Annotated in this window: 15 protein-coding genes and 1 pseudogene; 7 read left to right on the top strand and 9 right to left on the bottom strand. The window is 35.6% G+C overall.

Annotation, left to right across the window (positions count from 1 at the left end; genetic code table 11):
* Positions 1-191 precede the first annotated feature (191 nt).
* Complete coding sequence (locus M1V25_RS04475; protein ID WP_498842548.1) at positions 192-1,640, top strand: APC family permease; 1,449 nt, start codon at positions 192-194, stop codon at positions 1,638-1,640.
* Positions 1,641-1,642: 2 nt separating this feature from the next.
* Here M1V25_RS04475 and trxB read toward each other — a convergent pair whose 3' ends face one another.
* The 4 genes from trxB to M1V25_RS04455 all read right to left on the bottom strand — a co-directional run bounded on the left by trxB (position 1,643) and on the right by M1V25_RS04455 (position 5,297).
* On the bottom strand, positions 1,643-2,596 hold the full coding sequence (gene trxB / locus M1V25_RS04470) for a thioredoxin-disulfide reductase (protein WP_498842547.1): 954 nt from the start codon (positions 2,594-2,596) through the stop codon (positions 1,643-1,645).
* A 254-nt stretch (positions 2,597-2,850) separates the two neighbouring features.
* A complete protein-coding gene (locus M1V25_RS04465; protein ID WP_116963454.1) occupies positions 2,851-3,729 on the bottom strand; it encodes a hypothetical protein in 879 nt (292 codons plus the stop codon).
* A 1-nt stretch (position 3,730) separates the two neighbouring features.
* The gene (locus tag M1V25_RS04460; protein ID WP_498842546.1) at positions 3,731-4,918 is read right to left on the bottom strand and encodes an ATP-grasp domain-containing protein; all 1,188 of its coding nucleotides are present in this window, start codon (positions 4,916-4,918) and stop codon (positions 3,731-3,733) included.
* Positions 4,919-5,054: 136 nt separating this feature from the next.
* Positions 5,055-5,297, bottom strand: coding sequence for a hypothetical protein (locus M1V25_RS04455; protein WP_498842545.1), 243 nt, complete (start codon positions 5,295-5,297; stop codon positions 5,055-5,057).
* A 235-nt stretch (positions 5,298-5,532) separates the two neighbouring features.
* Between M1V25_RS04455 and M1V25_RS04450 the strand changes: the two genes are divergently transcribed.
* Positions 5,533-6,219, top strand: coding sequence for a 5'-methylthioadenosine/adenosylhomocysteine nucleosidase (locus M1V25_RS04450; protein WP_116963456.1), 687 nt, complete (start codon positions 5,533-5,535; stop codon positions 6,217-6,219).
* Here the strand turns inward: M1V25_RS04450 and coaE are convergent.
* Complete coding sequence (gene coaE, locus M1V25_RS04445) at positions 6,216-6,815, bottom strand: dephospho-CoA kinase (RefSeq protein WP_498842544.1); 600 nt, start codon at positions 6,813-6,815, stop codon at positions 6,216-6,218. The genes M1V25_RS04450 and coaE overlap by 4 nt on opposite strands.
* Positions 6,816-6,901: 86 nt before the next feature.
* On the opposite strand from coaE, the gene pyrB reads away from it, so the two are divergent.
* The gene (gene pyrB / locus M1V25_RS04440) at positions 6,902-7,864 is read left to right on the top strand and encodes an aspartate carbamoyltransferase (protein WP_498842543.1); all 963 of its coding nucleotides are present in this window, start codon (positions 6,902-6,904) and stop codon (positions 7,862-7,864) included.
* 81 nt (positions 7,865-7,945) lie between these two features.
* Here the strand turns inward: pyrB and M1V25_RS04435 are convergent, their stop codons facing one another.
* Positions 7,946-8,236 (bottom strand): hypothetical protein, encoded by a 291-nt coding sequence (locus M1V25_RS04435; RefSeq protein WP_116963458.1) that lies wholly within the window; start codon positions 8,234-8,236, stop codon positions 7,946-7,948.
* A gap of 432 nt (positions 8,237-8,668) precedes the next feature.
* Positions 8,669-9,103 carry an Hsp20 family protein gene (locus tag M1V25_RS04430; protein WP_116963459.1) on the bottom strand — a complete coding sequence of 145 codons (435 nt, stop codon included), beginning with the start codon at positions 9,101-9,103 and terminating at the stop codon, positions 8,669-8,671.
* Positions 9,104-9,350: 247 nt separating this feature from the next.
* Here M1V25_RS04430 and M1V25_RS04425 point away from each other — a divergent pair, with 247 nt between their 5' ends.
* The 4 genes from M1V25_RS04425 (at position 9,351) to udk (ending at position 13,798) form a co-directional block, all read left to right on the top strand.
* Complete coding sequence (locus M1V25_RS04425) at positions 9,351-10,280, top strand: Ppx/GppA family phosphatase (RefSeq protein ID WP_116963460.1); 930 nt, start codon at positions 9,351-9,353, stop codon at positions 10,278-10,280.
* Positions 10,281-11,558 carry a replication-associated recombination protein A gene (locus tag M1V25_RS04420; protein WP_498842542.1) on the top strand — a complete coding sequence of 426 codons (1,278 nt, stop codon included), beginning with the start codon at positions 10,281-10,283 and terminating at the stop codon, positions 11,556-11,558.
* 125 nt (positions 11,559-11,683) lie between these two features.
* Positions 11,684-13,033: a S41 family peptidase gene (locus M1V25_RS04415; protein ID WP_116963462.1), complete on the top strand. Its 1,350-nt coding sequence runs from the start codon at positions 11,684-11,686 to the stop codon at positions 13,031-13,033.
* Positions 13,034-13,144: 111 nt separating this feature from the next.
* Positions 13,145-13,798 (top strand): uridine kinase, encoded by a 654-nt coding sequence (gene udk, locus M1V25_RS04410; RefSeq protein ID WP_116963463.1) that lies wholly within the window; start codon positions 13,145-13,147, stop codon positions 13,796-13,798.
* Positions 13,799-13,830: 32 nt separating this feature from the next.
* On the opposite strand, the gene M1V25_RS04405 is transcribed toward udk, so the two are convergent.
* Complete coding sequence (locus M1V25_RS04405; protein WP_498842541.1) at positions 13,831-14,220, bottom strand: ComF family protein; 390 nt, start codon at positions 14,218-14,220, stop codon at positions 13,831-13,833.
* 117 nt (positions 14,221-14,337) lie between these two features.
* Positions 14,338-14,444 (bottom strand): annotated as a pseudogene (locus M1V25_RS04400) (IS5/IS1182 family transposase); the annotation flags it as partial.

Below are 14,444 nucleotides of genomic sequence, written 5' to 3'. Positions count from 1 at the left end.
GTTATTAAAAAATGAAAGTGAATGAAAACAATAAAGTGGTTCGTAATGGATATATAAATACTGTTTAGCATGAAGGAGAAAAATTAAAATTATAAGGTATTTTTGTAGAAAATATAATTTTTTAGTGAAATCTGCTAGTGAGTTGTAATAGTATTACTTGGTTAAGTAATAAAATAAATGGGAGATGATGTATGAAAGTTCACAAGGTGGGGTTATTTTCAGCTATTGCAATTCCTGTTACATCAATGGTTGGTTCAGGTTGGCTCTTTAGCGCACAATTAAACGCCCAGCTTGCTGGGAATTATGCTTTTATTGCATGGGTAATTGCAGCTTTTATTGCAATTATCGTTGGACTTTGCTTTGCTAAGTTATGCGCACTTTATCCAGAGAGAGGACTAAATGCTAAGTGTGTTTCATTGAGTCATGGTAAAGACTTTGGTATGGTGTTTGCATTTGCAATTTGGTTTGGTTTGTTAGCGATGATTCCAACCGAAGCACAAGCCACTGTACAATATTTAAGTCCATTTGTTAAGTTTACTACTTTATATCAAGGTGAGAGTCTGACCTGGTCAGGTAAGATTTTTGCCGTAATCATTTTAGGGATATATTTCATTGTTAATTATTTTGGGATTAAGTTATTAGCATATGTAAATAACGTATCAACTATTTTTAAAATTAGCATTCCGACGTTGACGATTATTGTATTGCTTGTTGCTCATTTTGATAGCACTAATTTAACCTTAGCAGTAAATGATTATGCTGCAAGCTCGATTAAAACAGCTTTGATCGGAGCTGGTCTTGTTTATGCTTTTAACGGTTTTCAGGTGGTAGCATCGTTTGCCAGTGAAATTAAAAACCCAACGCGTAACATTCCATTGGCAATTATTATTTCTGTTGCTGCAACTTTAGTGTTGTATATATTATTACAATTTACATTTATGACAGCGTTACCACATGATGTGGCAGCAAAGGGCTGGGCGTCACTGAATTTCTCAAGCCCTCTTGTCAATTTAACCATTTTGCTAGGGCTAAATTTTTTAACGGTATTGTTAATCGCTGATTCAATCGTAAGTCCATCGATAACAGGTTTAACTTACTTAGGTTCTTGTTCAAGAATGCTTTATGCTATGGCAGAAAAAGGACAAATGCCACACTGGATCGCAAAATTATGTCCCGTTCACCATTTATCAAAGCGTTCGCTATTACTCAATTTTATAATTGGGATTATCATTTTATTAAATTCAGCAAGTTGGGCATCGCTGATGGTGATTACAACTGCCTTTAATGTCTTAGGTTATATGGGTGCACCTATTTCCTTGGCGGTACTGGGAAGTAAAAAAACGTCAACTAGGCTGATGACTTTATTTGTATTTATTGTTTTGTCTTTACTGTTGACAACCTTGTCGATAAAAGATTTTTGGTTAAGTAATCTAGCCATTACCGTGATGATGGTGATTTACGCAATATTGCAATTTAAGCAAGGTGGATTTAACTGGTATGGATTAACATTTGTGATCTTTTTATGGTTACTGATGCTAGTAGCAAGTTCTGTAATATTAACGATTATTTTGGCGATCATATTTTTTGTTATTATTACCAGCCCACAATTTATCAATAGATTAGGACATAAAGTTGTCTGATCTTATTTTTTCAGCTGATCTAGATATTTTTCTGCATCTAATGCAGCCATACATCCTGTGCCAGCAGAAGTGACAGCTTGTTTATAAACATGATCCATCACATCTCCTGCCGCATAAACCCCCTCGATAGAAGTCTCTGTAGCGTTACCATCTAAACCAGATTTGACTTTTATATAACGATTGTGCATCTGTAGCTGACCATTGAAGATGCTAGTGTTGGGTGTATGCCCAATCGCGATAAATACACCATCAAGTTTAAGTGTCTTTGTGTTATTTGTTTTAACGTCTTTAATCTTAACGCCCGTAACACCCATATCGTCACCCAGGACTTCTTCAAGAGTGTGGAACCATTCAAAAGAAATATTACCGTCTTGAGATTTTTTCATTAATTGATTGATTAGGATTTTTTCAGCTTTTAGCTCATCACGTCGATGAATCAAAGTAACACTTTTAGCAATGTTAGATAAGTAAAGCGCTTCTTCAACAGCCGTATTTCCACCACCAACTACAGCGACATCTTTACCACGATAGAAAAAACCATCACAGGTAGCGCAAGCTGAAACACCCTTGCCCATAAATTTTTCCTCAGAGGGTAAACCGAGGTATTTAGCAGTGGCGCCTGTTGCAATAATAAGTGCGTCACATTGATATTGATCATTATCTCCGATCAAAGTAAACGGACGTCTTTGTAAATCAACTTCTTTAATGTGGTCATAAATTATTTGTGTATTAAAGCGTTCTGCTTGTGTTTGCAATTTCTGCATAAGTTCTGGTCCTTGGATACCATGTTCTTCACCTGGCCAGTTATCGACATCTGTTGTGGTTGTAAGTTGTCCACCTAATTGCATACCAGTAATAATAACAGGATTAAGATTAGCGCGTGCTGCATAAATAGCAGCCGTATAGCCTGCGGGACCTGAACCTAAAATAATAAGCTTATGATGATTTTTCGACATGTATTACATACTCCTAAATTAACCTAATAATGAGGCATTGAAACAGTGTTCTTTTTTATACCTAAAACGCGTTACATAGTAAACGTAAAGTTTGCGAGAATCCAGAGAGCCATTGCAAATCATTTACAGTCGAATGATATCCCTTGCAACAAACATCAATTTTAGCCATTTTGTTCAAATGATCCCTCTAGTCCATTTTTTAGAATACTATAATCTACAGTTATAAATGCTGAAAGAGAATGTTACCCTGTGGATTATACATTTATGCTTTTTCGGTAAAGCTTAAAGATAATCGAAAGTGTCAAAATGAGAGCAAATAGAGTTGCAAAGATACCATCGACCATGATTGCCCTAATATCACCAGCGAAAACAAGCTCAAAAATAAATGCCATAAGTGGTGTAAAGCCCATAGCAATAGAATGAATATTTGGTCCAACTTTGGCGATGGATATTTGTGAACAGTAAATAGGAATAATTAAACTAATTAAGCTAAGCGCTAATGTTAACCATAAAACTTTGTCATCAATCAATGTCAGCTCACCATGGGTTGCACTCCAAATAAAGGGGATTAAAAACAGTAAGATGTAGCGTGAAGCTAGAATTTCGCTGGCAGAAAAAGACAATAAGTTCATCTGGTAAGATAGGTGTGAATATAGATACATAGTAACACCAACAATAAGTGTACCGATCAGAAGAAATGCAAATTCATTCCATGAATAAACATTGGTGAGCGTCACATAAAACGCGGTGATAATCAGAAATAGCAATAGTGTAAAGAGTAAATCGCTTTTGTCTTTCTTTTTCCGCCAAAGCATGTAAGAACCGATAACAGAGGGGAAAGCCGTGGCAAAAAACATAAGTAATGCAGGGCTGTAATATACGGGAATTATAAAGCTCATTAACCACATGAGTAGAAAAATAAAGATTACTTGCAGGTAGAGATTTTTATGTTGCCATAGTTTTTTGTAAAGTGAAACAAGCGTTTTATAAGATACTAAATGAAAAAAGACAAGTGCATATAGACTGCTTAGAGTGATCATTAAGCCCACTGGAATTTCGTTTCCTACGTTGTGTATCAGGCTTACTGAGGCGCCGTTTATGATAATAAAGGCGATGGTAAAAAAATATTTCATTTTATAAGATATCCATATCCAGTAAGATTGAAGTTTCATGTTCTAGCACATCAAAAGAAGAATGTGCCAGAAGTACCAGTGAACGAATGTCGGTTAAATCAGGAGTCTTGGAGAGATCGAGAGGCTCTTGCGTGAACGTTACATGACTGTGGTAACTCGCAAACTGTGAAAAATCTATTGTTTTGTGAGTATATAAGCATAGCGTGCGTACATAATGACAAGACAGATTCAAGTCACTGGTCTTGGGTTCATCTCCTCTTAAGTAATGCACAAGCATCATATCTTGTGTATTTAGCCCCTGGGCTTTTGTCATCTTATTTAAGAAGCCAGAAGCACCACTGATTCTTGGATTTAATTCAATTAATCTGAACTCACCGTTTTCAAGATGAAATAGTTCGGTATGAGCAAAGCCATTTTGATAATCACAAGCATTTAGGACATTTTCCACAAAACTTATCACTTGATTTCGAAGCCCATGATCATATATTGGCTCTATGGTTCGATATACAGGGCTGCCTAGATAGTAGTTCTTGCGGTAGGTGAATATATTACTGATGTAGTGCCTTCCTTTCACTGAGAAAGAGTCTATAACCACCTCCTTTCCTTCTATATATTCTTGAATCAGATAATGGTGGATAGGGTCAAAGTTGACCATTTTAGGACTTGATTTTAGTTTTTCTATCAATTCTTCATAAGTCTTTGCCATGAATATACCAATAGATCCTCCACCGTTAGCAGGTTTGGCAAATACAGGATAATTAAAGGGTATAACCGCTTCATATTCGGGTATGGTGCAATCAAATAACATTTGTTGAATGGCTGGCATGCCTGATGCTGCCATTGCTTGTTGCTGTAAAAATTTGCTTTCCCGTAAATGCAAAGATTCCAGTTTATTGGCTGTGTTCGGTGTTAGCCTTCGTGCTAATTCCTCGGCAAAAGGTAAATGCTGGTCACATCCATTTAGTACGAAATCAATGCGAAAGTTCTGAAGTGCCTCTATTGCAGTATCCACATTCTGTTCCCCATGCAAATGAATCTGACGGTCGAATAAATGTGCAGCAGGTCGATTGAATGCAGCTATATTACTCATGTCCGAAAATAAAGCGATGGAGTAAATCCCTTGTTCCTTTAAAGCTGTGGATAAATAACCTGCGGAATGAATAGGGTCGATGATCAGTAATGTTTTCATATTTTTATATCCTATATATCCATTTAATTATGATAACTTTTTGTGCACCTTGTGCCGATATTTCTTGATACAGCAAAAAGTCAAATTTCAGTCGATCACAATTTTGTTTCAAGTGTTACATGAGAACTCTTGGGTGCTACGCCCTAATAAATGGCGAGTAATCATAGAAAAACTCACTACGGTGTTTGTCTAGATTAAATCGTTGATCCGTTTGTGCAGGTATTGTTTGCTGCATAAAATGATAACTCCTTTTTGTTTTTTTATTCATTATATTCTGCATACTGACCATAGGAGCAGGAGCAGGAGCAGGAGCAGGAGCAGGAGCAGGAGCAGGAGCAGGAGCAGGAGCATACATATGCTTGATGATTATTGCAACCAATTTTATTTAGATATTAATAAATTGTATCCTTTTGTGTATTTTGGATGGATTATAATAATCTCTCTAAAAGAAGTTAAGTTGACTCCATAAGGAGAACAAAGCTTATTTCATTAGAAATATATAAAGGTATTAAAGCATTGCATTACTGTGATGCAAAGTTTTAAAGTGTTTGCAAAGTTAATAACCTTCAGTATAGTGAGCGTCATTATGAGCTTTAATCAATAAGTTTTAAACGATGAAAATAGCCATTTTAGGTGCAATGGAAGCCGAAATCACACCTATTTTAACAGCGGTAGATAAGTATGAAGTAACAGAATATGCCAATAATAAATATTACTTTAGTCAATATGCCGGACATGAGCTTATTCTAGCTTATAGTAAGATTGGTAAAGTGTTTTCAGCATTAAGTGCAACTATTATGATTGAGCGCTTTGGTGCTCAGATGCTATTGTTTTCAGGTGTAGCAGGTGGAGCTGCAACAGATATTCAAGTTGGAGATTTAGTCGTTGCCACTCAAACTGCACAGCATGATATTGATATTTCTGCCTTTGGGAGAAAAAGAGGCGAGATTCCTGGAAATGAGGTTTTTATTTCCACTTGTGATAATTTAAAAACAAAGCTAGAACAAGTCGCGCAAATGCTAAGTATTGAACTAAAACAAGGCATTATTGTAACAGGAGATCAATTTATCCATAATGCTCAGCACAAGATCGATATCGCCAAGCACTTTGGTGCGCATGCGATTGAAATGGAGGGGGCGAGTGTAAATTTGGTGTGTCGTGAGCTTAGCACACCATGTTTAATTTTGCGTGCTATTTCGGATACAGCAGATGGGCAGGCAGTTGATGATTTTCCTAAATTCGTTGCAATGGCTGCGGAGCGTTCAGCGAAGTTAATCTTGTCTTTAGTGGAGTCCATTTAGTTTAAATTTACCATAATACTGTTATGGATTTTATCAATTTGAGGAAGAAGCAAGCTAATCTCATTATCGTTTTCGATGATAAAATCACTAAACTTACGCCGTTCATCATCGCTTATTTGACTATTAATCATTAAAATTGTATTTTTCTTTGTTTGCTTGTCTCTTGCCATTATCCTTTGAACCTTTATTTCAAAGGGAGCACAAACACAAATGACCTTTTTAAGGTAAGAATAATTGCTTAAAGTCGATTGAGTTAATAAAGGGATGTCAACAATTGTATAAGCTGATTGACTTAGTTTAAGCGCATCTTCAATTTGCTTTCGAATAATTGGGTGCATGAGGTTGTTTAGCCATAAACGATCTTTAGCATTAAGACTTATGATTTTTCTTAACGCTAAACGATTTACCTTCATGTTATTTTGGACGACGTTTTTGCCAAAATGCTGATAAATTGCTTCGATAACATGAGGTAGTTCAATTGTTTTCTTGGCATATTGGTCAGCACAAATTACCTCAATATGGTAACGTTGAGCAAAAAGTGAAGCGACAGTAGTTTTTCCACTACCAATTCCACCGGTAAATGCGACAGGATACATGTTTTTTTGGTGTACCTTGGGTTTGTTTCTTGATAGGATAACGACGTTTGCCAAATATTTGTAGTTAAACAGTTAATGGAGTTGCTATGCAAAACATGTTACCTTGTTCTAATCTCGCTTCAGCTAAGCATTTAATCAGTATTAAAAATTTAGATCGACAGGCACTTGATCATTTAATGTGTTTAGCCAAAGAAGCCTATCATGGAAAGCTTCAAGGGAGTTTAAAGGATAAGATTATTGCCAGTTGTTTTTTTGAAGCCTCGACTCGCACGCGCTTATCATTTGAAGCAGCAATTCACCGTTTAGGCGCAAGTGTCATAGGTTTTTCTGACGCGCAGAGCACATCATTTGCACAAAAAGGAGAGTCATTAACTGATACGATTCATATGTTAAATGGTTATGCTGATGCAATTATCATGCGCCATTTTGAAGTAGGAAGTGCTGAACGTGCAGCAGCTGTTTCTGCCATTCCTGTTGTTAATGCGGGAGATGGAGCAAATGAGCATCCTTCTCAAACGTTACTCGATTTATTTACAATTGAACAGAAGTTCAACAAGATAGATGGTATTAAAATAGCGATGGTAGGGGATTTACGCTATGGTCGAACTGTACACTCACTAAGTTATGCGTTAATGAATTACCTAGATGTTACAATTTACTACGTTGCGCCAAAGGCTTTACAGATTCCAGATGAAATTTTGATAAAACTTAAACAAAAGAATGTTACTGTTACTTGTATAGAGAAGTTGGAACAAGTATTGGGTTTGATAGATGTATTATATATGACTCGACTACAAAAAGAGCGTTTTACTGGAAACGAACAGCATAAGCTGGAGTACGTGATAACAACTCAAATGCTAAAAAAACAAGCACGCAATGAGATGATCGTCATGCACCCTTTACCACGCATTCACGAGGTTTGTACTTCTGTTGATGCAACCAAATATGCCTGGTATTTTCAGCAGGCCAAAAATGGTGTATATATGCGCCAAGCGATCTTATACAATTTGTTTTTTAATTCATTTATTGCAAACCATAAAGCTTGTTAGTAATGAATACAAAACTTATTTTCCTTCGACCTCTGCAAGAGGTAGGATAAGGCGTAATTCAACCTAATTTTGATATCGTTACTAGCTATAGGATGCAAAACGACTCACCTGCCAGCTGCGCGATAAAAAATTATCTATTGTAAGGCTTTTCTTTAAAAAGCTTTTGCTTTGTGCAAGCATAGGTGTGGGGTCTGTATGGTAAAAGTTAAAGTTATATTTACGAGCAATACGTCTTAAATTACTAACGCTGCAATCTAATACTTTAGCAATTTGATGAGGTTGCATCTTTTGCTCAATACAGCGTTGAAAAAATTCCAAAATTGAGCAATTGTAATGTAGTGCGATTTTTGTCTCAACCGTAATTTTTTTCATTAATTTACTCCCTATTCTTAAATCCTTACTTTATATTTTTTTTGGCTTGATTTGATTTAAAAGCCAGCTTGGCGAAATAGCTTTTCCTTATAACTCGTTATCATATAAGTCCGTATTCAGTAGACAGCTTATTTTTCCTTTGAACACATGGTTTAAGCGTTTGGTAGCCTTTTGCTTAAGTTAGTTTGCAAGCCAATGAAATGCTTTTAAACTAGTACCAAAGGTTATTATTCTAAGCTTCTTATCTGGAGATAATACTTTATCGCAAAGCTAAGCATATGACTAGTGAAAAGTAGTAAAAATTTAAAATAACCTATATTCCGGATTCCCTGCCTCTAAATGCAAAGTCAATCATAACGCTTAAGAATGTCTATAGATATTGCAAAATGGTTCGCAATGAGTCTTAGAGAGTAGTTACAGTATATATAAATATTATTTTACTTGTTCAATAGTTTGTGCGTGGGGTTGATTATTAATTTTTATTTTTTTAGGTTGCATTGCTTCAGGAACTTCTTTGATCAGTGAGATATTTAAAATCCCATTTTCAAATTGTGCTCCTTTAACTTCAATATGATCAGCAAGCTCAAAAGTGTGAGTAAATGAACGCTCAGCAATTCCACGATGGATAAATTTACGCTCTTTATTATCATCTATTTTACTGCCAGTTACCGTAAGCTTCCCTTGGTGAACAGTAATGTCGATTTCAGATTCATTAAATCCAGCAATTGCCATGCTGATTAAATAATCTTGTTTTCCAAGTACTTCAATATTGTATGGTGGATAGCTTATCGGTTTACCTGCTTCAGCTAAAGCAAATAAACGATCAAAGCCGATAGCATTTCTAACAAGTGAGTCTAATGTATTCATATTTTTACTCCTAATATTTAGCAAGTGTAATTCATAAAAAAGCAGCAAGTTGACTATCATCAAGCCAGCTGATTTTTAGATACCCATATGGCATATCCGATGCAATAAATAAGGATGTTCAAATCAAATTCAAGTAAAAATATTTTTTATGTTTTATCTTTAATAAAGCTTAAAATGAATGACTTTGGCATTGTAGTGACATGTGATATGATGCCGTAGATTTGATAATTAGGAAAATAAGGAATATATGTCGAGTAAAAAAGTTGCTACGATTGATTTAGGCTCAAATAGTTTCCACATGTTGATTTCAGAGGTCACAATAGAAGGGCAGATTCAAGAGCTGTATCGTGGAAAAAGCAAGGTGCAATTACGAGCTGGTTTAACTGAAGATATGCGATTAACAGACGAAGTAAAAGCACGTGCCTTAGAGTGTTTACAAAATTTTGCACTATCAATTCAGCATTACCAAGTTGATGAAGTGAAGGTTGTTGGGACCTATACTTTGCGTAAAGCAAAAGAAAATATCTACGACTTTTTAGATGAGGCACAACGTATTTTAAAAGCTAAGGTTGAAGTAATTTCAGGAGAAGAAGAGGCTCGCCTTGTTTATGTTGGCGCCTCTGCTGTGGTCGAAGCACAAAAGAAAAAGGCGCTTATCGTTGACATTGGAGGTGGGTCAACTGAACTTGTAATCGGAAAAGGGCAAAATCTAAAATCATTAGTGAGTTTGGAAATGGGGTGTGTGAGTGTCCAAAATCAGTTTTTTAACGATGGATTATTAACGCTAGCTAATTTTTCACAAGCAATTAATTATGCTTATAATTTGCTTGATCCTATTGTAGCTGAATATATTCAACAAGGTTGGGATGTTGCTTTAGGCTCTTCTGGCACAATTCGTTCCATTTCTGATTTAGCACTTGCCCATAATTGGTCAGATGGCAGTATTACATGGGATGTTATGGAGATATTGGCAGCAGAGCTTTTACAAAAAAGAGTGGTAGCAAATGTTCATTTTAATGGTTTACGTTCTGATCGTGAGAATATACTAGCAGGTGGGTTTTGTGTGCTTTATGCTTTGTTTAATCGCCTAGGCATTAAAAAAATGCTGAAATCCGAGGGGGCCTTGCGCGAGGGGATGCTGTATGAAATCGTTAATAGTTATAAGCAGAAGGAATAGATGAAACAAATACCGTTAGCTTTTAGAATGCGTCCACAGTCGTTGCAAGACTATTTTGGTCAACAGCACTTACTAGCAAAAGAAAAGATTTTGGCACGAATGTTGGTTAAAAAGCAGATCGTATCAATGATTTTATACGGTGAACCAGGTGTTGGTAAAACCACCTTAGCCAAGGTGTTAGCAAATGAACTTAACGACTACTTTATTGAACTTTCTGCTGTAAGTGCTGGTATAAAAGACATTAAATCAGCTGTATTAAGTGCACAAACACGTTATGAAGAGAGTCATCAACAGACCATTTTGTTTTTGGATGAAATTCATCGCTTTAATAAGGCGCAACAAGATACACTGCTACCGCATGTTGAAAATGGGGATTTGATTTTAATTGGAGCAACAACGGAAAATCCGTTTTTCTCAATAAACAATGCCTTGCTGTCTCGTTTGACTGTATTGAAACTCAAGCCATTAACTTTGCAAGATATGAATGCATTATTAAGGCATGCCTTGAGTTGTGATAAAATATTATCCAGTTATCCATTGACCTTAAAAGACAGTACAATAGAGAAGATTTTTTATGCTTCAACTGGTGATTGTCGGTGCGCCTTGAACCTTCTGGAAGCTATGTTTTTAGTGGCAAATACAGCAGATATCAATATAAAAAAAGAGATTGAACTAGGAGATGAGTTACTGGCAATTACATTATCTGAGCATGCGCATAAGATGGATAAAGGTGGTGATTATTTTTATGATCAGTTATCTGCTTTTCATAAATCGGTTCGAGGCTCCGATCCTGATGCAGCTGTTTTTTGGCTTGCTAATATGATTGAAAGTGGTGCAGATCCATTGGTCATTGCGAGGCGAATGTTATGTATTGCTTCAGAAGACATTGGTAATGCTGATCCAAAAGCTCTTGGCTTAGCTTTAGATGCTTGGCAAGCTTATGAAAGGCTTGGTTTACCAGAAGGGCGTTTACCACTTATTCAAGCAGCAGTATATTTGGCATGTGCACCTAAGAGTAACGCTGCTTATATGGCATATAAAAGTGTATTTGATGATCTAAAAAATTATTCAGAGGTTAGTGTTCCAATCCACTTGAGAAACATTAAACCAATAGGTGAAAAGATAAGTGCAGAATATCAATATCCACATAATTTTCCTGAAGGTTATGTTAAACAGCGTTATTTGCCAGATAATGTGAATCGTCAATATTATTACCCAACAGATAGAGGACTTGAGCAGAAAATTAGCCAAAAACTATCTTACTTAAAATCAAAGTAGGTTTGAAATTCATTAAATCCTTCCTACACTTAAATTACAGATTGGATGAATATAACTGCTACATCAGAGATAGCTGAGGAAATGGCTAAAGTAGTGCAAAAAATGAGTGTGGAGTATAGACCATCATGAAGCCAAAAGTATTTACCCTAACAACAATAGCGTTAAACATTCTTACTGTAAGTTTAATTGCAGCTTCAGCAGAACCAAGTCAAAATAATACACAGGAGCATATAGATAAATTGTCACGCAGTATAGAGCTTGTTAAACAAGCATATGTAGATGAGTTAAGTGATGAAGAGATTTTAGAAAGTGCGATTGATGGCATGTTGAAATCTCTTGATCCACATTCTCGTTTTTTAGACGATGACGATTTTGCTGATTTACAACTATCGATTCATGGAGAGTTTGCAGGTCTTGGCATGCATGTTACTTCGGTTGATGAGCAGATTAAAGTGATTTCTCCTATAGATGATACTCCAGCGCATCGTGCGGGTGTGAAAGCTGGTGATTATATCATTAAAATTGATGATATAAATGTTACTGGTATGGCACTTGATGAGGCAGTTAAAAAAATGCGAGGAGAGCCTGGTACACAAGTCAATATCACGTTAGTAAGAGATAAAACACCCAAACCAATTATATTATCGTTGATACGCGAAAATATTAAACTTCAATCCGTGAAGTCAGAAATAATTGCAGATGATTATGGCTATATTCGGATTAGCCAATTTCAAGGTGGTACCGCAGAAGAGCTTAAATCAAATATTGATAAACTTATAAAGGATAATCCAAAGATAAAAGGCTATGTTTTGGATTTACGCAATAATCCTGGTGGTTTATTGGATTCTGCCGTTGCCATTAGTGATACTTTTTTACAGGCTAATCCAGCTAATCCTAAAAAAATTGTTTATATCAAATCACGTAACCCCTTAGAGTCAAGTACTAGCTATGCCGTAAGCAATGATTATATTAATGGTTTACCGATGGTGGTATTAGTAAATATGGGATCTGCTTCAGCTTCTGAGATTGTTGCTGGGGCATTACAAGATAATAAGCGTGCAATTATTGTTGGAGTGAAAACCTTTGGTAAAGGTTCTGTACAAACTGTTATTCCAATTTCTGAAACCAATGCGGTTAAACTTACAACTGCTCGCTATTACACACCAAATGGTATAGCGATTCAATCACAAGGTGTGATTCCTGATGTGATCGTTGAAGGCGAGGGAACTTTGTTGGTTACCACTATGGGTGATGGTAAAAATAAGGATAATCAAACTGAATCATTGACATTTGATGAAAGTAGTTTTCATCATGCTATCTTATCGAATAATGATAAAATAAAAGATAAACAAACCAAGCAGGCATTAGAGGATTATAAAAAAGATTATAAGATAACGCAAACCTTAGAAACTAAGGATAATCAATTAGCTGAAGCAATCAGTATTTTAAAAGCTTTAAGTATTATGGAGTCATAAATAGAATGGTTTCTTAAAATTATGAGAAAACTAGAAACCAAGAGAAAATTATACTGCTTTTTTAAAAAAAATCGCTAGAATGTCTCAAAATCATTTATTCGACCTTTGCAGATGCTGGATAAAAATATTGTAATCATTGGCGTAGTAGGTGGATCAGGCTCGGGAAAAAGCCTGTTATCTAATACGATAGTTGAAGAGTTAGAAGACCTTGAATCTGCGCGAGTTACTGTGTTATCAGAAGATCATTATTATCGTGACAATAGTCATTTATTAAGAGAACAACTTGACAAATTGAATTATGATCACCCAGATGCGTTTGAGCATACTTTGTTAAAAACGCATCTAGAAACCTTGATTGCAGGACAAAATATTGATGTGCCAATATATGATTATGCAACCCATAGTCGTGTTAAAAACAAAACGCTACCAATTAGTGGACAAACCAGTATTTTAATTTTAGAAGGAATTATGCTTTTTACTGATGCAGGGCTTCGTAATTTAATGGACATTAAGATTTTTATGGATACTCCAATGGATGTCTCTTTCATTCGTCGTTTGGTTCGAGATCAAAAAGAACGTGGACGTAGTGTAGATAGTGTAGTAACGCAATATTTAGAAACTGTGCGTCCGATGTTTTTACAATTTATTGAACCTGCAAAGCGATATGCTGACATTATTGTTCCACATGGAGGTAAGAATAAGATTGCGATTGATCTCATTCGCTCAAAAGTACGTGAGTTATTACGTTTCAGCAGAACAATTTGAGGCATGCCCTTAGAGTTTGAAAAATGAAGACTCTAAGCTAAACAAAGAGTGAGTATACTTATTTTTGTGATTTGATTGGTAGGTTCATTTTGTAATGTGTTGACTAGTGATGTAATTGTTGCCCCAGTTGTATAAACGTCATCCACAATTAATAGGTGTTGTGCTGATATAGATTTAGTTTGTATAAATACATTATGCATTTGTATTTGCCTTTGTTGATAGTTTGATTTTGCTTGAGGTTTGGTGTATTTCCTGCGTTTGATTGAACGTATATCCAATATTTGGTTTTGTTTTATAATATGTTTAGCCAAAATTTCTGCTTGATTAAATCCACGCACTAAAAAGCGCAAACGATGACTGGGAACTGGTAAAATATAATCAACATCATTTAAGAAAGGCTGACGCTGAAATGCTTTTTTCATGTACTGACCAAGAAAAACTCCTGCAATGTGATTTTTTTGATATTTGAATAGAAATAAAAGCTTACGTGTTAAACCCTCAAAATGATTAAAAGCATATAATAGAGTTCTTTCCAAACCTCAATTAGTCAATTCAAAGTTGTAAATTCCCGTTATTAAATTAAATCGAAGTCCAAACCTTTTTCGTCTATTCCGATATTTGTCGGCAATAATTTTAAAACGTTTTA

Source organism: Candidatus Nebulibacter yamunensis (genome assembly GCF_024208055.1).
GTDB classification, from domain to species: domain Bacteria; phylum Pseudomonadota; class Gammaproteobacteria; order Francisellales; family Francisellaceae; genus Caedibacter; species Caedibacter lacustris.
The sequence above is the reverse complement of the archived record's forward strand: the minus strand, read 5'-3'. Positions and strand labels throughout refer to the sequence as shown.